22 protein-coding genes are annotated in these 24947 nt (G+C 36.5%); 2 read left to right on the top strand and 20 right to left on the bottom strand.

What is annotated here, in order from left to right; genetic code table 11:
* Positions 1-22: 22 nt before the first annotated feature.
* On the bottom strand, positions 23-337 hold the full coding sequence (locus ACVWM0_RS07155; RefSeq protein WP_476471957.1) for a YbaB/EbfC family nucleoid-associated protein: 315 nt from the start codon (positions 335-337) through the stop codon (positions 23-25).
* 18 nt (positions 338-355) lie between these two features.
* The gene (gene dnaX / locus ACVWM0_RS07160) at positions 356-2050 is read right to left on the bottom strand and encodes a DNA polymerase III subunit gamma/tau (protein WP_476471958.1); all 1695 of its coding nucleotides are present in this window, start codon (positions 2048-2050) and stop codon (positions 356-358) included.
* A gap of 142 nt (positions 2051-2192) precedes the next feature.
* Between dnaX and ACVWM0_RS07165 the strand changes: the two genes are divergently transcribed.
* Positions 2193-2951 (top strand): prolyl oligopeptidase family serine peptidase, encoded by a 759-nt coding sequence (locus ACVWM0_RS07165; protein ID WP_476471959.1) that lies wholly within the window; start codon positions 2193-2195, stop codon positions 2949-2951.
* Here ACVWM0_RS07165 and ACVWM0_RS07170 read toward each other — a convergent pair.
* The 18 genes from ACVWM0_RS07170 to ACVWM0_RS07255 form a co-directional block, all read right to left on the bottom strand.
* Positions 2948-3937 carry a nucleoid-associated protein gene (locus tag ACVWM0_RS07170; RefSeq protein WP_476471960.1) on the bottom strand — a complete coding sequence of 330 codons (990 nt, stop codon included), beginning with the start codon at positions 3935-3937 and terminating at the stop codon, positions 2948-2950. The two genes, ACVWM0_RS07165 and ACVWM0_RS07170, sit on opposite strands and share 4 nt — an antisense overlap.
* Before the next feature lie 32 nt (positions 3938-3969).
* Positions 3970-4869 carry a UTP--glucose-1-phosphate uridylyltransferase GalU gene (gene galU, locus ACVWM0_RS07175; protein ID WP_476471961.1) on the bottom strand — a complete coding sequence of 300 codons (900 nt, stop codon included), beginning with the start codon at positions 4867-4869 and terminating at the stop codon, positions 3970-3972.
* 14 nt (positions 4870-4883) lie between these two features.
* A complete protein-coding gene (locus ACVWM0_RS07180) occupies positions 4884-5894 on the bottom strand; it encodes an NAD(P)H-dependent glycerol-3-phosphate dehydrogenase (protein WP_476471962.1) in 1011 nt (336 codons plus the stop codon).
* A 73-nt stretch (positions 5895-5967) separates the two neighbouring features.
* Positions 5968-6804 carry a prolipoprotein diacylglyceryl transferase gene (lgt, locus tag ACVWM0_RS07185; protein WP_476471963.1) on the bottom strand — a complete coding sequence of 279 codons (837 nt, stop codon included), beginning with the start codon at positions 6802-6804 and terminating at the stop codon, positions 5968-5970.
* 11 nt (positions 6805-6815) lie between these two features.
* Entirely contained in the window at positions 6816-7748 is a 933-nt protein-coding gene (gene hprK / locus ACVWM0_RS07190; protein ID WP_476471964.1) for an HPr(Ser) kinase/phosphatase, read from the bottom strand.
* Positions 7749-7912: 164 nt separating this feature from the next.
* Positions 7913-8590 carry a phosphate signaling complex protein PhoU gene (gene phoU, locus ACVWM0_RS07195; RefSeq protein ID WP_476471965.1) on the bottom strand — a complete coding sequence of 226 codons (678 nt, stop codon included), beginning with the start codon at positions 8588-8590 and terminating at the stop codon, positions 7913-7915.
* Between the two features lie 17 nt (positions 8591-8607).
* Positions 8608-9360: a phosphate ABC transporter ATP-binding protein PstB gene (gene pstB / locus ACVWM0_RS07200; RefSeq protein ID WP_476471966.1), complete on the bottom strand. Its 753-nt coding sequence runs from the start codon at positions 9358-9360 to the stop codon at positions 8608-8610.
* 11 nt (positions 9361-9371) lie between these two features.
* Positions 9372-10181 (bottom strand): phosphate ABC transporter ATP-binding protein PstB, encoded by an 810-nt coding sequence (gene pstB, locus ACVWM0_RS07205; protein ID WP_476471967.1) that lies wholly within the window; start codon positions 10179-10181, stop codon positions 9372-9374.
* 17 nt (positions 10182-10198) lie between these two features.
* Complete coding sequence (pstA, locus tag ACVWM0_RS07210; RefSeq protein WP_476471968.1) at positions 10199-11083, bottom strand: phosphate ABC transporter permease PstA; 885 nt, start codon at positions 11081-11083, stop codon at positions 10199-10201.
* Positions 11083-12003 carry a phosphate ABC transporter permease subunit PstC gene (gene pstC, locus ACVWM0_RS07215; RefSeq protein WP_476471969.1) on the bottom strand — a complete coding sequence of 307 codons (921 nt, stop codon included), beginning with the start codon at positions 12001-12003 and terminating at the stop codon, positions 11083-11085. The genes pstA and pstC overlap by 1 nt, the downstream gene beginning before the upstream one ends.
* Positions 12004-12022: 19 nt before the next feature.
* Entirely contained in the window at positions 12023-12862 is an 840-nt protein-coding gene (locus ACVWM0_RS07220; RefSeq protein ID WP_476473686.1) for a phosphate ABC transporter substrate-binding protein PstS family protein, read from the bottom strand.
* 707 nt (positions 12863-13569) lie between these two features.
* Positions 13570-14955, bottom strand: a complete 1386-nt coding sequence (locus ACVWM0_RS07225; protein ID WP_476471970.1) for a glycoside hydrolase family 1 protein — start codon at positions 14953-14955, stop codon at positions 13570-13572.
* Between the two features lie 99 nt (positions 14956-15054).
* Positions 15055-16539 carry a response regulator transcription factor gene (locus tag ACVWM0_RS07230; RefSeq protein ID WP_476471971.1) on the bottom strand — a complete coding sequence of 495 codons (1485 nt, stop codon included), beginning with the start codon at positions 16537-16539 and terminating at the stop codon, positions 15055-15057.
* Positions 16532-18250 (bottom strand): sensor histidine kinase, encoded by a 1719-nt coding sequence (locus ACVWM0_RS07235; protein WP_476471972.1) that lies wholly within the window; start codon positions 18248-18250, stop codon positions 16532-16534. Before ACVWM0_RS07235 ends, ACVWM0_RS07230 begins: the two co-directional genes overlap by 8 nt.
* A gap of 1 nt (position 18251) precedes the next feature.
* Positions 18252-18866, bottom strand: a complete 615-nt coding sequence (locus ACVWM0_RS07240; protein ID WP_476471973.1) for a YesL family protein — start codon at positions 18864-18866, stop codon at positions 18252-18254.
* Between the two features lie 127 nt (positions 18867-18993).
* Positions 18994-20457 carry an ABC transporter substrate-binding protein gene (locus tag ACVWM0_RS07245; RefSeq protein WP_476471974.1) on the bottom strand — a complete coding sequence of 488 codons (1464 nt, stop codon included), beginning with the start codon at positions 20455-20457 and terminating at the stop codon, positions 18994-18996.
* 23 nt (positions 20458-20480) lie between these two features.
* On the bottom strand, positions 20481-21404 hold the full coding sequence (locus ACVWM0_RS07250; RefSeq protein WP_476471975.1) for a carbohydrate ABC transporter permease: 924 nt from the start codon (positions 21402-21404) through the stop codon (positions 20481-20483).
* Positions 21405-21418: 14 nt separating this feature from the next.
* The gene (locus tag ACVWM0_RS07255; protein WP_476471976.1) at positions 21419-22360 is read right to left on the bottom strand and encodes an ABC transporter permease; all 942 of its coding nucleotides are present in this window, start codon (positions 22358-22360) and stop codon (positions 21419-21421) included.
* A 358-nt stretch (positions 22361-22718) separates the two neighbouring features.
* Between ACVWM0_RS07255 and ACVWM0_RS07260 the strand changes: the two genes are divergently transcribed.
* A complete protein-coding gene (locus ACVWM0_RS07260) occupies positions 22719-24908 on the top strand; it encodes a GH92 family glycosyl hydrolase (RefSeq protein ID WP_476471977.1) in 2190 nt (729 codons plus the stop codon).
* Positions 24909-24947 lie beyond the last annotated feature (39 nt).

Below are 24947 nucleotides of genomic sequence, written 5' to 3' on the forward strand. Positions count from 1 at the left end.
TTCCTTCCTGTTTCATCGTTCATTAAAATCCAGGTAAGTTCTTAGCGTATTTACCCATTACTTTTTCGGTTTCTGTATCAACGATTTCTAATACATTATTTGTTGCTGCCATCACTAAATCTTCAATCATTTCAACATCTTCTGGATCGATGACTTCTGGTTTAATAGCAATTGCTTTGATTTTTTTATCCCCAGTCATGGTTACTTCAACAAGACCATTCCCTGCTTGTCCTACAAACTCTTGCACATCTAGAGCTGCCTTTGTTTCTGTCATTTCTTTTTGTAATTTTTGCATTTGTTTCATCATGCCTTGCATATTTCCCATTCCACGCATCATAATTTATTCTCTCCCTTATTAATCTTCTATAATTTCAACAATCGAACCAAATCTTGACATTGCTTCATCAACAAGAGGGTCTACTGTTTTTTCTATTTTAGGTGCTTCGTCTGTTTCTGGTTGCTTATTAGCCAAATAATCTTCTCGTAATTGATACCAATTATCCTTTGGTACACTAATAATTGCTGGTGACGATTGGATCAATCGACTCAAATTATTTTTTAATGCCAACTGAAGTTCTTGGTCTTGACTCGTTCTTTGACACAGTATTTCGTAGTCAAAAGCTAAGATTAGCCCTTCTGGACTTGCTGCAACTGGTTCTGAGGCCTTTATCACAGCCCTTTGTGTAACACTCAACATACTTAATACTTCTACCCAAGCGTCTCTAATTCGTATTAAATCTGGCTTTGTTGCTTTATCTAATACTGAGAAAACCTGTTCTGTTGGTATTCGATATGTGGCTTGTTTCGCTTTAGAACCCTTGTTTGTTGCTTTTTCAGGGGCTTGCTGTTGTACCGTTACCCCTTTTTCTTTCAGAACTGAGAGTTCATGTTCTAATTGATTTAATTTCATCATTAATTCTTTAACCACGTCATTAGACGGTTCTTCTTGATGTGGTGTCGACGGTTTCTTATTAAGATTAGTCGCCTTAATTGTCATGACTTCTAAATAAATAGTTGGTTGTTGACTGAATTTTATTTCTCGCTGTGTGTCATTCAGTAGTGCAATCACCTCATATAAAAAGGACGCTTCCACTGTGTCAGATATTTCTTTGAAATCCTCTGTCAATATGCCAATTTCTTCATGAATCACATTGGGTGCTTGTTTATACACAAGTAGGTCACGACAATATGCTAATAAATTATCTACAATTCGGTTACTTTCTTTGCCTTCATTCAGTAAACGACTCAGGACCATAAGTCCTTCTTCAGTGTCTTGATTCATACATGCTTTGATATAATGATCCATCATATCACTGGTTAAGCTACCCGTTACTTCCATAGCGTCTTTAACGGTCAAATGCCCGCTACTAAAGGATATAACTTGGTCTAGTATGCTCAGCGCATCCCTCATACCACCTTCAGCTGCTCGAGAGACAATCGTTAATACTTGAGTCTCATACTCTATTTGTTTTTCTTTTAAAATCATCTCTAAATGAGCTTCAATATCTGCAACACTAATCCGTTTAAAATCAAACCGTTGCGTTCTTGAGATAATCGTTGCCGGTATCTTATGTGGCTCCGTTGTTGCTAAAATAAATATCACATGGGCAGGTGGTTCTTCCAAGGTTTTTAATAAGGCATTAAACGCTCCTGTTGATAACATGTGTACCTCATCTATAATATAAACTTTATAAGGCGCTTGTGTGGGTGCATATTTTACTTTATCTCTAATATCTCGGATTTCTTCCACACCGTTATTACTGGCCGCATCTATTTCTAATACATCCCCAATACGTCCCTCCGTAATACCTAAACACAGATCACATTCGTTACATGGCTCGCCATCGACACTATGAGAGCAGTTAATGGCTTTAGATAATATCTTAGCAGCACTTGTTTTCCCTGTTCCTCTTGGTCCTGTGAAGAGATAGGCGTGAGAAATTTTATTTTCTTGTATCGCATTTTTTAGCGTTTGCGTAATCACTTGTTGACCAATTAAATCATCAAATCGTTGCGAGCGCCATTCACGATATAAGGCTTGATATGACATTCCTAACATCCCCCCTTCTTTTACATCAATACTCTCTATTATACGTTATTTTTAGAAAAAATTCATTAAAAATCTCTCTCATTTGGGCATAAGTCTTGCTTAACTATCCTTACTTATTTAAAATAAGTATGAGGTGAAAGACATGAAATTTAATACCATTAAACGTTACATCGAACATATCCCTGTTTTTGAAATCACGCCGGAAGCATCGAGCACTGAGGCTCTGCCTTTGGTCGTTTATTACCATGGTTGGAAAACATCGAAAGAACTGGCAATGACACCCGCTAGAAAGATAGCACAACACAATATACGAGTGGTTATACCAGACGCCATGAACCACGGTGAACGGCGTATCAAACAACATTCATCTATTCCAAGCATCACTTTTTGGTCTAGTATTCAACACAACCTGAGTGAATTTGATCTCATTAAAAACTTTTACTCGGACCGAGGACTTATCAAGGATAACAACATCGGAGTGGGTGGGTTTTCTATGGGTGGTATGACAACAGCCGGGCTACTAACCCATCACCCAGAGATTAGAGTAGGGGCTATTTTAATGGGCACACCTAACTATCAAGGCTTCGTGGACCGCGTTGTCTATCACGCTGGTCAAACGGATCGCCATATCCCCACTGGTTTTAGAGATCTTCTAAGTTGGACTAATACCTTTGATTTAAATCAACAACCAGAAAAATTAGCAGGGCGTCCCGTTTATTTTTGGCATGGTACAGAAGATGCTAAAATTCCTTATGACAGCAGTCATAATTTTTATTTAGAGCACGTCAATACCCCTTACGGACGCGGAATGACTTATGAGACTAGTGAGGGAGAACCCCATCTACTAACCATTGATATCATGGAAAAAACAGGTGTTTTCTTTAACGATTTTTTTAACTAGAACTTGCTAATAATATCTTCTACATTTTTAATCATAACAGACACGGTACCATCTGGATTATTAATAAATTCGATCAAGTTTTTATCTTGAAATACATCCGATGGTATACTCAATTCAATACCATTGGTCAATTTAAACTTTTGTTTACTGAATTTTTTTTCATACTTCGGAATATTATTAGGAATCTCTTCTCTAAATTTCGTTTGCTCTACCAATTCAATGTATTCTTGTTTCGCTGATTCGTTGTTACTGAACACGGTATCAGCGATTTTTTTATTATCAATAATTCCGTCATCTTCAATGCTCTCAAAAATGGCTTGCTGCGCTTGACTCAAGCTCACATACTCTTCCTCGTTATAACGTTTAGAAATTTCTTTCACTGCTTTTTTTACGATTTTAACATTCTCACTCACTGTTGGTGCTGGATCAATTTGTAAAAAACGCTCCGAGAAAAACAACCGTTTTTGTCCTTCAAAATTGTATCGTTTCTCGACGAGTTCGACTTCTAATGTATCTAGGTTAACCAAGAAACCTTCATCAATTTTTTGAGTAATGGATGGGAATATGGTTTGATTAATAATAATATTGTTTTGCATTTTCTCTTCCACATAAGTAACGTGGTGAGTAAAACTCGGCTTATAATTAAATTTAGTTAACCCAAAATAAGGCGTGTTATCCAACCCAATCCCTTCAAATATCAAGCAATCCCCACTAGGTGCATCTTGACTGATTGCCATACTATCAAAGACAAGTTGGGCGATTTTTTCTGACTTTTCAAGAAAATCCAGATCTGAGGTTATCAGAGTTGCCACCTCGGAGTCATCATTTAGTACCCCTAATTTAAATTCAGCTTTACTCAACCTCACCTCTACAGAATTTAAATACTCTCTCACCGCATGTTCCTTTTTATCTAAAGGGGTTTGTGAACAAATCAAATTCCCACTGTCTTTATCCAAAATATGTAAAATAGCTGTTTTAATCTTCATTGTCTGCTCCTTATAACAAGAAAAAAGAAGGGCTAGCCTTCTTTTTCAGTCTTTTCTTTTTTTAATTTCTCGCCTAATTCGATAATTAAATTAGTTAAGTCGTCTTTAATTTGAGGATGTTGTAAGCCATAAGCAATACTTGTTTGCATAAAGCCAAATTTATCACCAACATCATAACGCGTTCCTTTAAACTGATGTGCAAAGACACGTTGTGTATTATTCAATGTATCAATCGCATCTGTTAATTGAATTTCTCCACCAGCTCCTGGTTTTTGATCTTCTAAAATCTTAAATATTTCAGGTGTCAGTAAGTAACGTCCAATAATGGCTAAATCACTTGGTGCATCCTCTACCGCTGGTTTTTCAACAAAGTTAATGACATTGAACAACCCTTCTTCAATTTCTTCACCTGGATTAATAACCCCATACTTATAGACCTCATCATGAGGCACTTCCATAACGGCAATGGTAGATGCATGAGTAGAATCATAGTTATTCATCAACTGTTTCGTTAATGGAATATCATCTGTCATCAAATCATCACCTAACATAACAACAAACGGTTCGTTACCAACAAATGACTTCGCTTGTAAAACTGCGTGGCCTAGTCCTAATGGATGAGATTGACGAATAAAGTGTAAGTTTAAGCCTGTTGTCTCTTCTACTAACTTAAGTAAATCGTCTTTCCCTTTTTCTTTTAAGTTCATTTCCAGCTCAAAATTAGAATCAAAATGATCTTCAATCGGTCGCTTTCCTTTACCTGTGACAATTAAAATATCTTCAATACCAGAAGCTCTGGCCTCTTCTACAATAAATTGAATCGTTGGTTTATCAACAATTGGTAACATCTCTTTGGCCATAGCTTTCGTCGCAGGTAAAAAACGTGTTCCTAATCCTGCTGCTGGAATGACTGCTTTTCTAACTTTTTTCATTTTATATTCCTCCACTAAAATTCACTCTCCGATTTATAGTTACGTAACATGATGTCTGTCACGGTTGTGTTAACGTCTTTATTATTGTAAACCACATCATAAATAGCTTCTGTAATGGGCATTTCAATGCCTAAATCATTGGATAATTCGTAAGCGGCACGCGTTGTGTAGACACCTTCTACAATCATTCCCATGTTTTCTAAAATATCATCTAGGTTTTGACCCTTACCTAATAGATTACCTGCACGCCAGTTTCTTGAATGAACACTGGTACACGTCACTGCTAAATCACCGACGCCACTTAGCCCAATAAAAGTCAATGGATCTGCCCCCATAGCCACTCCTAACCGACTAATTTCGGCTAACCCTCTGGTCATAATAGCTGCACGAGCATTATCTCCGTAGCCTAAACCACTTAGAGCACCTGAACCTAAGGCGATAATATTTTTAAGTGCAGCACCTAACTCTACACCAATAACGTCTTCGTTGGTATAAACACGGAAATATTTGTTAGAGAACAACATTTGAACGTATTCAGCGCTTGTTAGATTAATACAAGCTGCTGTGATCGTTGTGACATCTTTCACGGCTACTTCTTCAGCATGGCTTGGTCCAGATAAAACAACAATATCCTTACGATGTTCTTCTACGATTTCTTCTTCTAAAACCTCGCTAATACGTTTGTGTGTTTCTTGCTCTAACCCTTTACTGGCATGAATAATAACCGGTTGTCCTGTCGCTACCTCATTATATGCTCTCGATACTTCACGCATCGCTTTTGTCGGAACTACGAATAAAACAGCATCCGCCTGATTCACTGCTTCTTCTAATGAGCCATTGGCTTTCAAGCCTTCCGGTAACACTACATCTGGTAAATAACGATGATTAGTATGTTGGGTATTCATTTCTTCCATTTGGGCTGCATGATGTCCCCAAATCGTCACATCATGTCCATTCTCAACTAAGACCATGGCTAAAGCAGTGCCCCATGACCCTGCTCCTAAAACAGCAACTTTTTGTTTCATTCATAAAACTCCTTCAACTATTTTTGAAAACACTTACCTTAAATTTTATCATATTTAACCCAAAAATGATAAGTTATTTCCCTGTTTCTCTTTTTGCTTTTATTTGTCTATTGTAATAAGGCAAGGGTGTTACTTTTTTACGACGGTACACTAAAATGACAATCGCTCCAACAAATAAAATAGCTGATAATAATTGAGACACTCTTATGGCATCAAACATCATAAGGCTATCTGTCCTCATTCCTTCAATAAAGAAACGACCTAGAGAGTACCAAATAACATAAGTTAAAGCAATTTCACCTTCTTTAAAAAACGTCTGTCTTTTTCGTAACACGATGAGGATAATAAACCCTATCAAATTCCAAACACTTTCATATAGAAAAGTCGGCTGTCTATAAGCACCATCAATGTACATGTTTCTAATAATAAAATCTGGTAAATGCAATGACTCTAGAAACCCCTTCGTTGTGACCTCACCAAATGCTTCCTGATTCATAAAATTGCCCCAACGGCCAATGGCTTGTCCTAAAATGACACTAGGTGCTGCAACATCTAAAAACTTCCATGTGGAAATAAAACGATGACGAGTAAAGAAATATAAGACTAAACCACCAGCTAATAATCCACCATAAATGGCTAAACCTCCATTTCGAATGGCTAATATTTGACCTGGATTCTCAGCATAGTATTGCCACTCAAATAGCACATAATAAAGTCTCGCTCCCAAAATTGCTAAGGGTAAGGCCCAAAACATGAAGTCAATAATATCATCTTCACGTAAACCTACTCTCTCCGCTTCTCTTGTCGCTAGCCAAGATACTAATACAATACCTGATACAATAATAATCGCATACCACTGAATCTCGATACCAAACAGCTTGAAAGCTGTTGGATTAACTGTTAAAAACATATTGTCTCTCCTTATTCACTTTCTTTTGCTGAATTTTCTTCAATCAATTTAGCCAGATTGGCTTCAAATTTCTTTGTCGCATCATATCCCATAGTCTTGGCTCTAAAGTTCATCGCAGCTACTTCAATCATAATCGCCACATTACGACCCGTCGATACTGGGATTGTAATCTTTGGTACAGGAACATTAGCAAGTGAGATGGTTTCCGTCGCACTTCCTAATCTGTCAAAGGTGTTATCCTGTGTCCAGTCCTGTAAATTAACCACCAGAGAGATTTGTGTATGATGACGCACCGCGCTCGCTCCGAATAGATTCATAATATCAATGATGCCTACGCCTCTAATCTCCATCAAATGCTCTAATATTTTTGGTGCCTCTCCTACAACGGTTCTCTCATCCTGTTGGTAAATATCCACACGGTCGTCTGCAATCAAACGGTGCCCTTTTTTAATAAGCTCTAGTCCGGTTTCACTTTTACCAATGCCACTTTGACCTTGAATCAACACACCTAACCCGTACACTTCTACGAGTACACCGTGGATAGACGTTCTTTCTGCTAATTGGCTCTCAACAAAACTTGATACAATTCCTGATAAACGAGACGTTTGTAAGGTTGACACAACAATAGGAATTTCTTTTTCTATGGATGCTCGAACCAATTGTTCTGGTATAGCTAGCCCTCGCGCTACCATAAAACAAGGCGTATCTTCTCGACACAATTTCTTGAAAATTATTTCCTTCTCAATATCCGTCATTTTTTCAGTAAATGTGATTTCTTTTCTCCCTAAAACCTGAATACGATCATGAGGATAATAATTAAAATAACCGGTTAGTTCTAGTCCTGGACGAGAAATTTCACTTGTTGATACATCTCTATCTAAAAAATCTGGACCTGAATAAACATCTAGTTGTAACTGATTGACGATATCTTTTACCTTCACCATTTTGTCACTTCCTCTGCTTCTCTATTAATAACTCAACTGCTTCATTCTATCATTATCTATACGTTGTTTCTACTATAATCAATTAGCAGTTCCCATGACAACACAGTGTCCTATGTGCCATAAAAAATAACCTAGAGATCATACAGAGTCTCTAGGTTATCTCTTTATTCTGCTTGCCCTTGATTTTGATCTAATTCTGAGATTTTACCTGTTTTAAGGTACACAATCCACTCACAAATATTAGTGACATAATCAGCAATTCTTTCTAAATAACCCGCAACTTGTAAATAATCTGCTCCTACAATAATTGTTTCTGGGTTTTCTTTCATTGCTTGAATCGTATGATTGTAAATAGATTTAAAATATTTATTCGTTACGCTATCGCTTAAAGCAATCTCAATCGCTTTTTCAACATCTGTTGCTAGATAGGCTTCAAGTACGTTATTCACCATGTCCATAACATGTTTTGCCATTAAAGTGATTTCATCTTCAATTTCTAAAACGCGTTTATTCCCTTTCATACGAATGGTTGATTTTGCAATCGATACAGCATGATCACCCATACGTTCTAAATCAGAACTTACTTTTAGAATCGTTACAATTTTTCTTAAGTCTGTTGTTACAGGTTGTTGTAACGCAATCATTTCGAAACTTCGTTTTTCTAACTCAAGTTCTTGATGATTGACTTTAGCATCTTCTGCAATAACTTCTTTTGCTAAATTTTTATCATGGTCTGTAAAAGCCTGTACAGATTTATTGATGGCTTCGTTGACATCTTTACCCATGTTATAAAATTTGTTATGTAGCTTAATAATATCTTCTTCAAATTGACTTCTTAACATACTATCATCCTCTCATTCTAACCAAATTTACCGCTTATGTAGTCTTCTGTTTCTTTCTTACTTGGATTCAAGAATATTTTTTTGGTCTTATTATATTCTATCAAGTCTCCATTTAAGAAAAAGGCTGTCTTATCAGAAATACGTGACGCTTGTTGCATATTATGCGTCACCATAATCATCGTATATTGATCTTTCAGCTCAAATAACATGTTCTCAATCTTCCCACTTGAGACTGGATCAAGTGCACTTGTTGGTTCATCTAACAAAATAACATCTGGTTTTACGGCTAATACTCTGGCAATACACACCCTTTGCTGTTGTCCGCCAGATAATGATAAAGCACTTTTATGTAATTTGTCCTTTACATCATCCCAAACGGCTGCAGCCTTTAAACTTTCCTCAACAATTTGATCTAACTCTGCCTTGGAATGTTTTCCCTCTAATCTCAAACCATAAATAACATTTTCGTATACTGAAAACGGAAATGGATTGGGTTGTTGAAACACCATTCCAATTTGTTTTCTCAGTGACACAGTGTCCATTCTAGGACTATAAATATCTTGATCTCTGTACGTTACCTTACCAGTAATTGTCACAGATGGAATCAAGTCATTCATTCGGTTCAGTGTTCTTAGGTAGGTTGATTTACCACAACCCGAAGGACCAATCAAAGCAGTAATACCGCCTTCGTCAAATCCCATTGTGATTCCTTTTAATGCTTCATTTTTACCATAGTAAAGATGTAAGTCATTTGATTCGATAATTGACATGATTTCCCTCCTTAACCAAAGTGACCAGACACATAGTCTTCTGTTGCTTGAATTTTTGGTCGTGTAAATATTTTTCGTGTTTCGTCGTACTCTATAACATTCCCCATATAGAAGAAAGCTGTGTGATCACTAATACGAGATGCTTGTTGCATGTTATGTGTCACAATAATAATCGTGTAGTCCTCTTTTAAGTTTACCAAAGTTTCTTCAACCTTACTAGTCGAGATAGGATCTAAGGCACTTGCAGGTTCATCTAACAACAAAATATCTGGTTTCATTGCAATCGCTCGAGCAATACATAAACGTTGTTGTTGCCCACCTGATAAGGCTAATGCACTCTTATTCAAGTTATCTTTGACTTGTTCCCATAGGGCCGCTTGTTTTAGACTTGTTTCAACAATTTCATCTAATTCCTGCTTGTCTGTTAACCCATGACGTTTTAATGCAAAAGTTATATTTTCATAGATTGATTTACTGAAAGGATTAGGACGTTGGAAAACCATGCCTATGTGCTTTCTCATTTCGTAAACATCTACTTGTGATGAATTAATGTCGATGCCTTCATAATAAATACTACCTGTTACTTTGGTACCATCAATTTGATCATTCATGCGGTTAAGAGAACGTAAATACGTAGACTTTCCACATCCGGAAGGACCAATAAGTGATGTGATTTTATTTTTTTCAAATTGTAAGGAAACACCTTTAATGGCTTCGTTTTGGCCATACCATACATGTAGGTCTTCTGTCGATAACTCTACTTTTTGTTTTTCTTTATCAAATTCAACGATATAGCGATCGTTTAAATCATACTTTGTCAAGATCGTTCCCCCTCTGTCTATGCTGACGTAATTTTCTTGTGTAATCTCTTACCTAAGAAGCGTGCTAAAAAGTTAAACAATAACACGGCTAAGATTAAAACAGCCGAAGCCCCTGCTGATACTTGAGCCCCATCAGGCATTGTTCCTTCGCTGTTTACTTTCCAGATATGTACTGCTAACGTTTCTGCCTGTCTGAAGACATTTAACGGGCTCGTAATACTTAATGGGTTCCAATTCGTAAAATCAAGAGCTGGAGCACTTTGTCCTGCCGTATAGATTAAAGCAGCTGCCTCACCAAAAATACGACCCGCGCCTAAAATAATCCCAGTTAAAATCCCTGGTAGTGCTTCTGGAATTACTACTCTTGTGACTGTTTCCCAACGAGACAAACCAAGAGCAAGGCCTGCTTCTCTTTGAGTGTAGTGAACAGCTTTTAACGATTCTTCAACGTTTCTTGTTAATAAAGGTAAGTTGAAAAAAGTTAATGCCAATGCCCCTGATATAATAGAGAACCCAAAGCCAGCTTGAACAACAAACACCAAGAAACCAAACAAACCAACAACAACAGATGGTAATGAGCTCAGAACCTCAATGGCTGTTCTAACAATATTGGTTACCCAATTTTCTTTAGCATATTCGGATAAATAAATACCAGCACCTAAAGAAATAGGAATACTAATCAACATTGTAATAATAAGTAAGTAGAAAGAGTTGAATAATTGAATCCCAATCCCTCCACCTTCTTGAAAGGTTTTAGAAGGTTGCGTTAAAAACTCCCAACTAATATGTGGTAAACCTCTTGCTAGAATATAAATAATTAAACTGGCAAGAATAGCAACAATGACACCAGCAATAGTGTACAGAACACCTGTTGCAATTTTATCAACTTGTTTAGCATTCATTATTTCATAGCTCCTTTTTTACCAATTAGTCGTGTAATAATATTAAAGAATAGTGACATTAATAAGAGTAACAAGGCAAGTGACCATAAAACATTGTTTTCCAATGTTCCCATAATCGTGTTACCAATCCCCATTGTCAGAACACTTGTTAACGTTGATGCAGGGGTAATTAGATTGTGTGGCATAAGTGACGCGTTACCGATAACCATTTGAATGGCTAAAGCTTCACCAAATGCTCTTGCCATACCGAAAACAACTGCGGTTAAAATACCGGGTATAGCAGAACGTAGCACTACCTTATAAATTGTTTGCCAACGTGTTGCTCCTAGTGCAAGAGACGCTTCTCTATAGTGTCTTGGAACAGCTTTTAAAGCATCTACTGTCATTGATGTCACTGTGGGTAGGATCATAACAAATAACACAAAGGTTCCGGCTAAAATACCAAATCCTGAACCACCAAATACATTTCTAACAGCTGGCACAATCACAGATAAACCAATAAATCCATAAACAACGGATGGAATACCTACCAATAATTCAATAACTGGTTGAAGGATCTTTGTCCCCATTTTAGGTGATATTTCCGTCATAAAGACCGCGGCACCAATAGCAAAAGGAGTTGCCACTAAAGCTGATAATAGCGTAACAATAAATGAGCCAAGTAACATAGGGAAAGCGCCTACTAAAGGCTTCCCATCTGGACCGACTGCACTCGGGTTCCATTCTGTGCCAAAAAGAAAATCAAACACATTGACTTTATCGACAAAAAACGTTGCTAGCCCTTTACTAGCCACAAAATAAAAAATCGCCGCAACCACTAAGACAATTAACAAAATCGCCATGAAACTGATTGTTTTACCAAACTGTTCTAGTTTAGCTTTAGATGATTTTTTTACTAATTTCTTCTGAATATCTTCCAATTTACTGCCTCCTAAATGACTAGTCTTTTCTATCAAATGTATGACCTGTCGCGTCTCTCTCTACTTCCATTTTATCAACAGAGATGTAACCTAATAATGGAACAACCTCTTCTTGGATATCATCTGATAACATGTACGCTAAAAAGTCTTTTGATAGACCTTCAGGTTCACCCTTAGTATACATATGTTCGTAAGACCAAATCACCCAGTCATTTGTCATCACATTTTTTTCAGTTGGTGCTACACCGTCAATAGACAAACTTTGAACGTCATCTGTGACATATGAAAAGGCAAGGTAGCTGATAGCTCCAGGCGTAGTGCTGACAATTTGTCTTACCATCCCTGTGGATTCTTGCTCTTGTGAACTTTTAGTATCTTGTCCGTCCATTACCCATTGTTCAAACGTATGACGACTACCGCTTCCAGATGCTCGGTTTAGTAAGACGATTTTTTCATCTTTGCCCCCAACTTCTTTCCAGTTCGTAATCTTCCCAGTGAAAATATCTCTCAAATCTTCCATAGAAATATTTGACACTCCGACCTCTTTGTTAACGATAGGTGTCAATCCGACCACTGCGATGCGATGATCGACTAATTTATCCGCTTCAACACCCTCTTTTTCTTCTGCGAATAAATCCGAATTCCCGATTTCTACTGCGCCAGCTTGTACTTGACTTAACCCAGTACCGCTACCGCCTCCTTGAACATTAATAAATTTCCCTAAATTTTGTTGACTGTATTGTTCACTCGCCGCTTCCACAAGTGGTTGCATGGCTGACGATCCAACGGCATTAATTGATTCTCCGTTATCGATAGTGCCACATGCGCTTAAACCAAAAATGATGCCTGTTAGAATCAGGTATTTATAACCTTTTCTCACATCTTTTCCTCCTAAATAGTTCAATCTTGTCATTATAGCTATTTATCTGTAAATAACTCAAATTAAACATATAATTTCACCCACTAAAATGCAAGTGTTTTTACATAGTTTTTACATAAGGACTTCTATTTATTACATAGCGTGTGTGATTTAATCTCTCCTTTATTTTTTTATAAAGTATATATCAATATAACAAGAGTATGGTATACTTTATAAGAAACGTAGTTTTGTTTATCAGTAATTTATAAATAAGCCCCCAACTTGTTTATTATTAATTCTTTAAGAATAACTAATAAACACTATTTCCGCGTTTCATATCGCTAATTAGATATTCCCCATTGAGTTAGTGATAATTATCATCCCTTATAAGTAAAAGAATGACCCAACCGTCATTTTTTTACTTTATTTTTTTGTCTAAGTAGACATCATTTCCATGTCTCACTCAAAAAAAACGCTTAGTCTGACACTTATTTTTAATGTCGTACATCTAGTTAGATAGATCAATAATACATATTTAATTAACGAAGATTATTTACAGCGTTTACATAAAAAACGTGACCCATTTATCGTCTGTTACTTTCGTTATATGCTGTTTTACACAACACTTTTCTAAAAAATAAAGAACGATGATTTCAGGATAACCCTGTTCCATCGTTCTTCCCACTATAACGTCACACTTTGAGGCCTTATCTATCCATCAATCCATTGCGTTCAATCACTTCAGCCATCCAATAACTCGACGCTTTTGGCGAACGAGCAAAGTCTTTATCTCGTTCAACTCTGTAATAACCGTAACGGTTTTTATAAGCATTTAGCCATGACCAACAATCCACAAACGTCCATAAATGATAACCAAAACACGTAGAACCTGCTTCTATTGCGCGATGCAATTCTGTTAGGTGATCTTCAATAAATTCGATACGGTATTCATCTTGAATAACCCCAGTATCGTCCATAAATCGCTCTTCTTTAGATACACCCATACCATTTTCAGAAACAAACCACGGAATATTGCCATAATCTTGTTGTAATCTCATCGCTATATCATACAAGCCTTCTGGATAAATTTCCCAACCGCGATGAGGGTTCATTTTCTTATCTGGCCAATCATAAGAACTAAATAAATCTGAAGGGTCCGTAATCCCTTCTGATGATTTATCAACCCCTTGCACTCTCATCGGTTGATAATAATTAACTCCCAAGAAATCAACAGGATGCTCTTTAAAGATTGCTGCGTCCTCGTCACCTACTTCTGGGGACAACTCATTGGCATGAAACATGTCTACCATTTCTTGAGGAAAATAACCTTTTGTTGTAATATCCAAAAAGCTCTTAATATATAGCATATCAGCCCATTTTTTGGCTTCTATATCTCTGTCATCATCACTTTTAGCATACACTGGAGATAGATTAAGAATAATTGAGATTTTCCCTTCTGGGATATTGACTTCTCTAAAAGCCTTCACAGCTTTGGCATGAGCAAGCGCTGTGTGATACCCTACCTGAATAGCTCTCTTAAAATCATGAACTCTCGGCAAATGAAATTCGCCTAAGTAACCACATTCGATGTGTACCATCGGCTCATTAAATGTCGCCCACTGTGTGACAATATCGCCAAATAATTCGAAACAAGTTTTGGCATAAAAGGCAAAGTAATCGGTAGAACGTCTATTTTCCCAACCACCTTGTTCCATTAACCACCAAGGCATATCAAAATGAAACAAATTGACAATCGGTTCAACACCATTAATACGCATCTCTTGAAAATAAGCACGATAAAATTCAACGGCTTCTTCATTTACCGTTTTGCCATCTGGTAATAATCTCGTCCAAGAAATCGACGTTCGGTAAGAATTCAAATTCATCTTTGCCATCAACGCAACGTCTTCCTTATAACGGTAATATGTATTTGAGGTATGTTCTGGCCCTACTTGGTCATAAAAACTTTCTGGTTCCATTTCAAACCACTTGTCCCATACAGAAGCACTTTTACCATGCAATAGCGCAGCGCCTTCTGTTTGTGGTGCAGACGCTGCTGCCCCCCATAAAAAATCCTCTGGAAAATATTTCATTGCTCTCTCCCCTTTGACTTGTTTTTATTTACCTTTATAGTTTAACAAGGCTTAAATGATATAACAAGATATTTAAAACAAATTAAAGAATATATCATCTTAATCATCTAATGATGTATAATTGGCTTCGTAACGCTCTCTGAACTCTTTAGGTGTAATCCCATTCCATTTCCTAAACATTTTAGAAAAATAATTAGTGGCATTATATCCTACCTCATACCCTATCTCATTAATCGTTTTTTCCGTTTGTAATAACAACTCTTGCGCTTTCTTTATCCGAACCTGATTGAGATACTGAGCAAAACTTCTCTCTGTTTCTTTTTTAAATAATTGCCCCAAATAAACGCCGTTCATATGTAATTCTTCTGACACACTTTTTAGAGTCAAGTCTCCTTGGTATTGCTCTTTAATGATGGTTAAGGCTTCTGTAATCGTACTAGAGTATCGCTGAGGCTCCGATTTTTTTTGACTGACTCTACCCAAGACGTCAAATAACCATTCCTCAAGTTCTACTATGTTATTACTGTTTTGAATAATCCTTAAAGCTTCAGTATAGAGCGCTTCTTCTAAGTAAGGGTAATGACGGTAGACATCTGTAAAAATTAAAAAAGCAACATGTTTCACATTATCTGGTGTATAACCTAAGTCTTTCATTTGTGTAAAGATGGTAACCAATTCTTCCTCAATTGTTGGCATATCACCAATCATAAGGGCTTTATTAAAGGATAAAAATTGCAAACCGCTGTCAACGGAGGTCTCATTATTGACTCTAACAACATTCCTTGTCTCACCATAAAATTCTTCAAACAATAGTAATTTTTTGACCGTATCATAACTCGTATACGTGGTTTCCCATTCAGGTACAGATTGCCCCACTGTTAATTTTAAGTAGGCTCCGTCACTTTTTCTTTGACTATCTGTCACAAAGTGCGTCAATTGCTGACTGTTCCCCTGAAAAATAACAACCATTTGGGTGATATCCCCTTCCTCCTGGTAAAAATAAAGGGATTGTTTATGATACGTTAATATCGTTTCAAATAGTTTTTCTTCTAATTTATGACGGACCAGTATGACAGTATAAGGCCCCTCTTCAACTAACTGACGTTCTGATAAATAGTTAAAGAACTCATCCTCATTTAACTCATCATTCAACCACCTTGATAACATGGTTTCATGGTACAATTTTTTCTTTTGTATCCACTTCTTTTGATCATCTAGCTCCTGTTTAGATTCTCTCACCTTTTTGACTAATTCTTCTTTATCCACAGGCTTAACTAAATAGCTTTTTACTCCTAGATCAATCCCTTGTTTGACATAGTCAAACTCCTCATATCCTGACAAAATAATTGTTTTGATGTGTCCTACCTCTGATTGAATATGACGGATCATCTCAATCCCACTCATTTCAGGCATCGTCACATCCGTCACAATCAAATCAACAGGATTGTTTTTGGCATATCGAATGGCTTCTTGGGCTCTTTTAGCCGTCTTGACTATGTCAAATCCTAATTCTTGCCAAGAAATAATATGCTTTAGACCTTCTAATATCATGTATTCATCATCTACTAACATTACTTTATACATATTTCTTGGCTCCTTTTGGGTTCATTTTAATAGTGATCGTTGTTCCCTTATCAACCTCAGCGTCAATGGTCATCTCACATTCGCCTTGAAAGTACCCTGTCAGACGTTGATACACATTTTTAATCCCAATAGAATCTGAGACAACGCTTGTGTCTGAAAGTAATTCTTCTCTAATTTCCATTAATCGTGCTGCTGGTATTCCTTTCCCATTATCTATAATTTTAATCACAATATTTTCCGCTTCGTCTCTTAACGCTTTAACACTTAGTGCATTGTCTTGACGGCTGTAATCAATTCCATGCACAAAATAATTTTCCACTAAGGGTTGGATAATAAATTTAGGTACCGTTAACTCTTCCAAAGAAACATCCATATCAAAATGATAAGCAATACTGTCTGGGTAACGCATTTGATACAAGAAAACATATTTCTCACAGAAATTTAGTTCTTCTTTTAAAGAGCTCGTCTTGGCTTGTGTGGTGTTATTTCTAAGAAGAGCTGAAAAAGCATAAACCACATCAGCTAGTTCCTCCTGTTGCTGACTCAAGGCGTACATACGAATATATTCTAACGTATTATATAAAAAGTGAGGATTAATTTGCGATTGCAATGCCTCCATTTGAGCATCTCTTTGTTTAATTTCTAGCAAATAAATATCATCAATATAGGTATTAATACTACCAATCATCACATTGATAGCTTCAGCTAAATCACACAGTTCAAGTTGTAAATGACTGGTATCTATTCTCTTATCCAATCGACCTTGACTGACTTGGTCCGTTACTTCGACAATGGCCCCTACTTGACGAGTATAGTTTGTAAACACCTTTTTTAGGACTAGTAATAGCGTCACACTTGAGCCGATTCCGATTGCTAGAATAGGGAGTAATTGAACGAATATGTCGATCCATAACTGCTGCTTACTCATGATAGTTAAGACTGTCATATTCTTAGTAGACACATTACGGTAAAAATAATGACGATCTAGTTCTTTCCAATTATCTGGACTAGCTGGATACCTATATAACTCCTTCACAAAAGATTCCATGTTATTATAATCGTCTTCATACAGCATTGTGCCATCATTATCTAAAATAAATGTCGACGGAGATAAAACATGCTTTTGATACTCTTTATTCTGCTTCATTCCTTCTTTTTTAAAGGTTAAATAAATTTCGCCAGAACTCTCACCAGAATTTGGGTTCTTAAACGTTCGAAACAAAAATAATTGCTCATTCATTTTAGGACGACCATAGATTTTAATACCATTCGGATGTTGTCGATTCGCATTTAGATAGCTATCGGATTCCTCTAAAACAATATCAATTTCTTCTATGTCCGCATAAGTCGATAAAATGCTTTTTAAGGTATTAGAAAAATGGGTATTGATTCCCATGGTTTCCCAAAGTTCTGATGTATAGTCAAAGTACTCTGGAGGATCTAACGTCATATAATGTCTTAAATTGTCATAGTCTGATGTATTTAAGGCAATCTGACTCAGAACATTAGTAAGAACACTATCTCTTTGATCAATGGACTCACTCATTCTTAATGTTACATCATCTAAACGTTGATTAGCCTGTTGGCAGTTCGTTCTGATTGTAAACACACTTAACCCTAAAACAATCACTGTCATCATACCAATTAATATAAAACTGTATATTTGCATCAGTTGATTAATTAATAACCTGTCCTTAAACAATGACCTCATTTTATTTAACACTTTCTTCCAACTTCCCATCTATGAATTCACGATGTTTCTGAGTCGCGATAACGTCCCAAGCAATCATCAAGCTAAACGTTGCGAATACCAAAAGGCCTTTCATATACCAAGTGACTGCACTAATGACTACGAGTCCTAAAATAATTTTAACTAAACCTAAAAAATTTAGAAACACACTAATAAAAGAAAGTTTGAGTATTTGTAGAAATGGCATGTCATAATACGCTTCATAGACTAATAAGTACTGATAGGTCACAAAAACTACTAGTAAGGTGATAATCAGTAAAAAGTCAATCATCAACCACATCATCCCCTGTATCTGTGTTGATAAATACAAATTATAAATAAGAAAGAGACTCGTTCCCATGAACAACCAAAATTGTGCATTACTTCGTCTAAAATAAAATTTCCATAATTCAAAGCCTCGATTAAACGTTACCTCTTTGGCATCCATTTTGGACTCTTGGAACAAATGACTCACCATTTGAGCTGATGGGCCTATACCCAATACTAATAATCCTAATAAACTAAAAAGATGAAACATTAGGTTTAATTTAATTATCAACCAGCTTATTTTAAACGCTCTTTCTAATCCACTTCCCATAATCTGCCTACCTCGTTCCCTCTTATTTTTATTGTTATCATTTCTATTAAATCACATTTAATATACTTTTAACATAAAATGAATAATAGACTGGAGCAAAAATGCCCCAGTCTTTATTTATTTAATATTATTTTAAAAATTCATCGTATTGTGTTTGCATTTCTGTCATTACTTTGTCTAATCCAGCTTTGTCTAATTCTTTTAATAAATCTGGAACAGCTTTGTCAGGATCTAACGTTCCTGTATTAATCGCTGATCTAAAACGGTTCATGACGTTAGCAATGTTTGTGATTTCAGTTTTCACTGAGTCTGTTTTGAAGTTGAATCCTAATATTGGAGACTCTTCAGCAGCTGCAATACTTTCGTCACGTTGTTTTACTAAATCATCTGATAACGTATCTTGTGTATAAAGGATAAAGTTGTTACCTGTGTTCCACGCAGCCATGTGTTGGTTTGGTTGGTAGCCATCAAGTAATTTGATTTTGTTGTCGCCAACTTTTTCCCAAGCTTCTCCTTCAATTCCCCATACTAAACCATTTAATAATTCTGGGTCACTGTTAAGTAAACCTAAAAACTCTACTGATTTCTCTTTGTTTTTTGATACATTTGATACAACAAAGTTTGCCATTTGAGCATTTGCTGTTGTTTTAAGTGGTTTTGTAATAGCTTTAGACACTAATTCTTTTCCACCAGCAGCATTTGTTAAGATAGTATCACCATAATCCATAGGTCCTTGAGTTTCTTCACGCATGAACCAAGTGTTACCTTCTAATGGATACGCTTGTGTGTTTGTTTCAGCATCCGTTGGGATGTAACCTGCTTTATACCATTTGTTCATTGTTTTCAATGTCTCAATGTTTTTTTCTTCAGTATATGGGTTAATAATCTTAGTATGGTCCCCATCTAAATCGACTGCAATTGGGTAATCTTTGCCTAATGGATAGTCATAATTTCCTGAAGCTGTAAAAGTTTGACCAATAGCAAAGGCTGTAATATTTGGTTCTTTTTTATGGAATTCTTCTAATACTTTATCAGCATCTTGATAAGACTCAATGCCATCAATATCTAAATCATATTTATCTAAATACTCTTTGTTAAATGTCAACACTTGTTGTGCATAAACGTTACCATTAACTGGCATGGCATATAACTTGCCATCAATCGTGTTTCCCTTGATGTAAGCTGGGTCTAATTGTTTATAAGCATCTTCTGCGTACTCAGGAATCAATTCTGTTAAGTCAGCATAAGCTCCTTTTTGAGCATTAGCCACATAGTGTGTCGCGTAAGCAATATCAAAATTCTCACCTGAAGCGATGATGGTACTCATTTTTTCATCCCAATCACCCCAACCAATGTATTGTAAATCTAGGGTTGCATTAATCTCTTCTTGAATACGTTTATTCGCAACTTCCATTAACTCGTCATAGTTCTCTGGTTTGTCACCAATTTGATACATCAATAAAGTGGTCGAACCGTCATCTGATCCTTTTCCTTTGCTTCCTGATGCGCTCTTATCAGATCCACATGCTGCTAAACCAACTAAAAGTAAGGCAGATCCTGCTAAAAGTAATGATTTTTTAAACTTCTTCACACTGTATTCCCCCTAATATTTTTTTATTCTTTAACGCCACCAATGGTTAATCCACCCACAAAGTATTTTTGGAAGAATGGATAGGTTAACGCAATAGGTAGAGTTGAAATCACAACAATGGCCATTCTTGCTGACTCGCTTGGCAAGGCAGCTAATCCCCCTTGTACTTGCGCACTCATAGCAGAGTTTTGAGCTAAGTAGTCAAGATTACTTTGTATCTTCATTAACAGATACTGAAGTGGAACTAAGTTATCATTTTGAATGTATAGTAACGCATTGAACCAGTCATTCCAATAACCAAGTGCTGCAAACAAACTAATCGTTGCTATCCCTGGTACCGCAAGTGGTAACACAATTTTAACAAAAATCTTTAATTCACTAGCACCATCGATTCTTGCTGATTCAATAATGCTATCTGGAACAGTCTTAATAAAAAAGGTTCTCATGACTAAAATATTGAAAGGCCCTAAGGCTAACGGTAAAATTAGCGCCCAAATCGTATCTTTCAAATGAAGTAAGTTTGTCATAACAATGTAGTTAGCTACCATACCTGGCGCAAATAACATTGTAACCAAAGCAAAGACAGTGAAAAACTTTCTAAATGGAAAGGTCTTTCTTGAAATAACGTAAGCGTATAAAGACGTCATTGTCGCATTTACTAATGTACCGAAGACTGTAACAAAGACGGTGACACCAAAAGCTCTGATAATTTTTTGTGACATTTGGCCACTAAAAATATAACGATACGCTTCAAATGACATCTCATTCGGGATGAACTTATAACCAAATTCTGCTAAAGATGCTTCCGTCGTAACTGAAATCATAATAACAAATAGGAAAGGTATGACACATGATATAGCAAACAAGCCGATGAGAATACTAAATAGTATATCAATTTTAGGACTCATTGAATGAATTTCTACTTTTTCTACTTTTTTTCTACTCATTTTTCACACTCCTATTAGAACAAGGCTGAATCCGGATCAAGTTTTCTAACGATTAAGTTTGATCCAAGTAATAAGATACTTCCTACAACTGATTGATAAAGACCAGCCGCTGCAGTCATTCCGATATCTCCTGTTGCTGTTAAACCATTATAGATGTATGTATCAAGGACAGACGTAACATTGTATAATGCCCCAGCGTTTCGTGGTACCGTGTAGAAAAGACCAAAGTCAGCTCTAAAAATACCACCAATATTTAAGATCAATAGCACACTCATCATCGGGATGATTTGTGGAATAGTGACATTTTTTATTTGTTGCCATTTGGTCGCACCATCTACCATAGCTGCCTCATAATACGTTGGGTCAATCCCCATAACTGAAGCATAATAGATAATACTGTTGTAACCTAAGCTCTTCCAAACATTTAGTATAACAAAGAACAATGGCCACCACGTCGGATCGGCATACCAATTGACACTGTCCATGCCAAACGATTGTAACACTTGATTTAGTATTCCTTTATCAGGGCTTAAGAAAGCATATACAAAGTAAGAAATAACTACCCACGATAAAAAGTACGGTAATAACGACATCGTATGGAACACTTTTACCATTCTCTTACTTCTTAATTCGCTCATAATAATAGCAAAAGCAATTGCAAAGAAAAGGTTAAAAGCTAAGAAGATGACATTATAAACGATGGTGTTTCGAGTAATTAGCCAAGCATCACTTGAAGCAAATAAAAATTTAAAATTATCAAACCCAACCCAAGGACTCTGTCTCAAACTCGCAAGAAAGCCATCAGGTGAAATGTGAAAATCTTTAAATGCCACAACGTTAGCAAATACTGGAATGTAAAAGAAGAAGATAAACCATACAAATCCAGGTAGTGCCATTAAAATTAGCGCTTTGTATCTGACGACGTCAGACCAGAAAGACTTTTTTTTCTGTTTCATTCACACATCCTCCTATCATTGATTGCAGTATATCGTTTTATCCCCCTTAAATTAAGAAACAAATTAAAGTTTATAGGCAACAAATTAAAGAACTTCAATGAAAACGATTTTAATTTTAGTAATGACACATATAAATCGTTTATTAATAGTAATAAAAACGTTTATTTTAGCTCCATTCTATTATTTTAACGTATCATTTATATAAACTTAAACAATAAAAAAAGAGGTTAATCAGTTATTAACTCTTTCTTAAGTACATAGAAAAAAATCTTTCCCTCTCTTTATTATCCCTACTGTTTATGTTAGGATATATCATATAAAATATAATAAAAAAAGATATATCATAAGGAGGAAATACATGCTAACAGCCATTGATACACGACACGGTACCGCGAATCAACATAGCTATTCTAACGGTAACACATTACCTTATACAGGTGTTCCCTTCGGTGCTAATTATTTTGCACCCCAAACCACAGATCAACACGGTAGTTGGTGGTTCCATCCTGAAGACCGTGTCTTTCAAGGTTTTCGATTAACACACCAACCAAGCCCTTGGATGGGAGATTTTAGTCAGTTACTTTTATCTGCCACATCTGGCACCATCTTGAAAACAGAAAATTTCTTTAATCAATCTTCTTATCGGCCAGAAGAGGCGACATTCAACCCTCATCACCTAGCTATTTATGCAGAACGTCACCGTATACTTAATGAATTGACACCATTTAAATACGGGGCTCATTTGAAGTTTACTTACGAAAGAGCCAATGAGGTGCCTGGTATGTTCCTTCGTTCTCCTGGTCCAAGTCACTTTACCTTACAAGACAATCAATTAGTTGGATATGTTTCTAATTTTTCTGGCTCAGAAGACAAAGAGTTGAAGATGTACATCGCGATTACTTTTTCAGAAAAAGTCTTAGATTGGACGAGGACACAAAAGGATAGTCTTCATGTCCTAGAAGAGCAAACCCTTGATATGACTGACCCAGAAATCTATCTGTCTTTCGCTTCATCAGCCAAACCAAAGATAATCGAAGCCATTATTGCGACTTCTTTCATTAGCGAAGAACAAGCCCTACTTAACTTATCTAGGGAACAAGACACCTCTTTTGATAATCACAAGGCTGAAGCGGAAGCTTTATGGTTGTCTTACTTAAACCGCATCGAAGTAAAAGATAAAAAGAAAGAAAAGGTTCAACTCTTTTATCAAATGATGTATCGTAGCTTTTTATTCCCACAAACTTGGCATGAATACAATGAAAACCAGGAAGCTGTTCATTATGACACTCTAAGTAAGAGCATTAAAAAAGGCGTTTACTATACTAATAATGGCTTCTGGGATACCTGTCGCTCAGTCTATCCACTCTTTTCTTTAATTGCTACAGAAGAATACGAAGACATGTTGGACGGCTTTTATCATGCTTACGAAAACAGTGGGTACTTACCAAAATGGTTATCTCCTGATGAAAGAGGATTGATGCCAGGTACACTTATTGATGCTGTGATTGCTGATGCAGCTGTTAAGGGCATCCACTCTGATAAAATGCCTGAGTTTTTGACAGCTATGCTAAAAAGTGCCACAACCAATAGTGGTAAAGATAACTACGGTCGCCAAGGAACAGAAGATTATCTAACATACGGTTACGTACCTAGTCATTATCATGAAAGTGTGAACCATACACAAGATTATGCTTACAGCGATTTTTGTATTTCTCAAGTCGCTAAAACCCTTGGGGATAAAGCGCTAGAAGAACACTACGGGAAACAATCCCTTAACTACCGTAACTTAGTAGATACAGAGCACCATGTCCTTCGTGCCAAAGATGTAGAAGGTGTTAAAAGAACGCCGTTCAATCCTTTTACTTGGGGACGAGATTACGCTGAAGGCAGTGCTTATCAAAATAGTTTTGCTAGCTTCCACGACTTCCAAGGTCTAATTAAAGTTCACGGTGGGGAGAAAGTATTCACAGAAACTATTACAGAATTATGCAACACCTATCCTATCTTTAACGTGGACGGTTACGGTTTTGAAATTCACGAAATGAGTGAAATGGCAGCCATTGATTTTGGTCAAATTGCGATTTCTAATCAACCAAGTTTCCACTTACCCTTCTTGTTTAATTACGTTGGGCAACTCCCAACCACACAACATGTCTTAAAAGAATTAATGACTCGTGCCTTTAGTCTTGGTTACCGTGGTTACCCAGGAGATGAAGATAATGGCAGTATGAGCGCTTGGTTTATTCTGAACAGCATGGGAATGTACCCTGTCACACCGGGGAGTGGACAATACGCAGTAGGCGTTCCCTTATTTGATCAAGTGACCGTACATTTAGCTAACGGTAACACCTTAACGATTCAAACACAGAACAATGTGCCACAATATCATTATTCAAAAGAAATCAGACTGAATGGCGTGCCTTATTCAAATCTGTTCTTTAACCATTCCGATATTATGGAAGGAGCTACTATTGAATTTGATATGGCCTTAGTCCCTCCAACGACGACATACACTAAAGAACAGCGTCCTTTTTCTTTAACTCAATAACGACAAAAAACTACTATGCAGAGATAGCTTGTTCTGCGT

This window comes from Vagococcus sp. 211 (assembly GCF_056322705.1).

Coding starts and splice junctions, on each gene's coding strand:
- phoU (WP_476471965.1), bottom strand. CDS start 8,590: ATGTTAAGAAGTCAATTTGAAGAAGATATTATTAAGCTACATAACAAA.
- hprK (WP_476471964.1), bottom strand. CDS start 7,748: ATGGTGAAGGTAAAAGATATCGTCAATCAGTTACAACTAGATGTTTAT.
- ACVWM0_RS07240 (WP_476471973.1), bottom strand. CDS start 18,866: ATGGGAAGTGGATTAGAAAGAGCGTTTAAAATAAGCTGGTTGATAATT.
- ACVWM0_RS07225 (WP_476471970.1), bottom strand. CDS start 14,955: ATGAAATATTTTCCAGAGGATTTTTTATGGGGGGCAGCAGCGTCTGCA.
- ACVWM0_RS07255 (WP_476471976.1), bottom strand. CDS start 22,360: ATGAAACAGAAAAAAAAGTCTTTCTGGTCTGACGTCGTCAGATACAAA.
- ACVWM0_RS07155 (WP_476471957.1), bottom strand. CDS start 337: ATGATGCGTGGAATGGGAAATATGCAAGGCATGATGAAACAAATGCAA.
- ACVWM0_RS07170 (WP_476471960.1), bottom strand. CDS start 3,937: ATGAAGATTAAAACAGCTATTTTACATATTTTGGATAAAGACAGTGGG.
- ACVWM0_RS07230 (WP_476471971.1), bottom strand. CDS start 16,539: ATGTATAAAGTAATGTTAGTAGATGATGAATACATGATATTAGAAGGT.
- ACVWM0_RS07260 (WP_476471977.1), top strand. CDS start 22,719: ATGCTAACAGCCATTGATACACGACACGGTACCGCGAATCAACATAGC.
- ACVWM0_RS07165 (WP_476471959.1), top strand. CDS start 2,193: ATGAAATTTAATACCATTAAACGTTACATCGAACATATCCCTGTTTTT.
- dnaX (WP_476471958.1), bottom strand. CDS start 2,050: ATGTCATATCAAGCCTTATATCGTGAATGGCGCTCGCAACGATTTGAT.
- ACVWM0_RS07235 (WP_476471972.1), bottom strand. CDS start 18,250: ATGAGGTCATTGTTTAAGGACAGGTTATTAATTAATCAACTGATGCAA.
- ACVWM0_RS07180 (WP_476471962.1), bottom strand. CDS start 5,894: ATGAAACAAAAAGTTGCTGTTTTAGGAGCAGGGTCATGGGGCACTGCT.
- ACVWM0_RS07250 (WP_476471975.1), bottom strand. CDS start 21,404: ATGAGTAGAAAAAAAGTAGAAAAAGTAGAAATTCATTCAATGAGTCCT.
- pstB (WP_476471966.1), bottom strand. CDS start 9,360: ATGTCAATTATCGAATCAAATGACTTACATCTTTACTATGGTAAAAAT.
- lgt (WP_476471963.1), bottom strand. CDS start 6,804: ATGTTTTTAACAGTTAATCCAACAGCTTTCAAGCTGTTTGGTATCGAG.
- pstA (WP_476471968.1), bottom strand. CDS start 11,083: ATGAATGCTAAACAAGTTGATAAAATTGCAACAGGTGTTCTGTACACT.
- galU (WP_476471961.1), bottom strand. CDS start 4,869: ATGAAAAAAGTTAGAAAAGCAGTCATTCCAGCAGCAGGATTAGGAACA.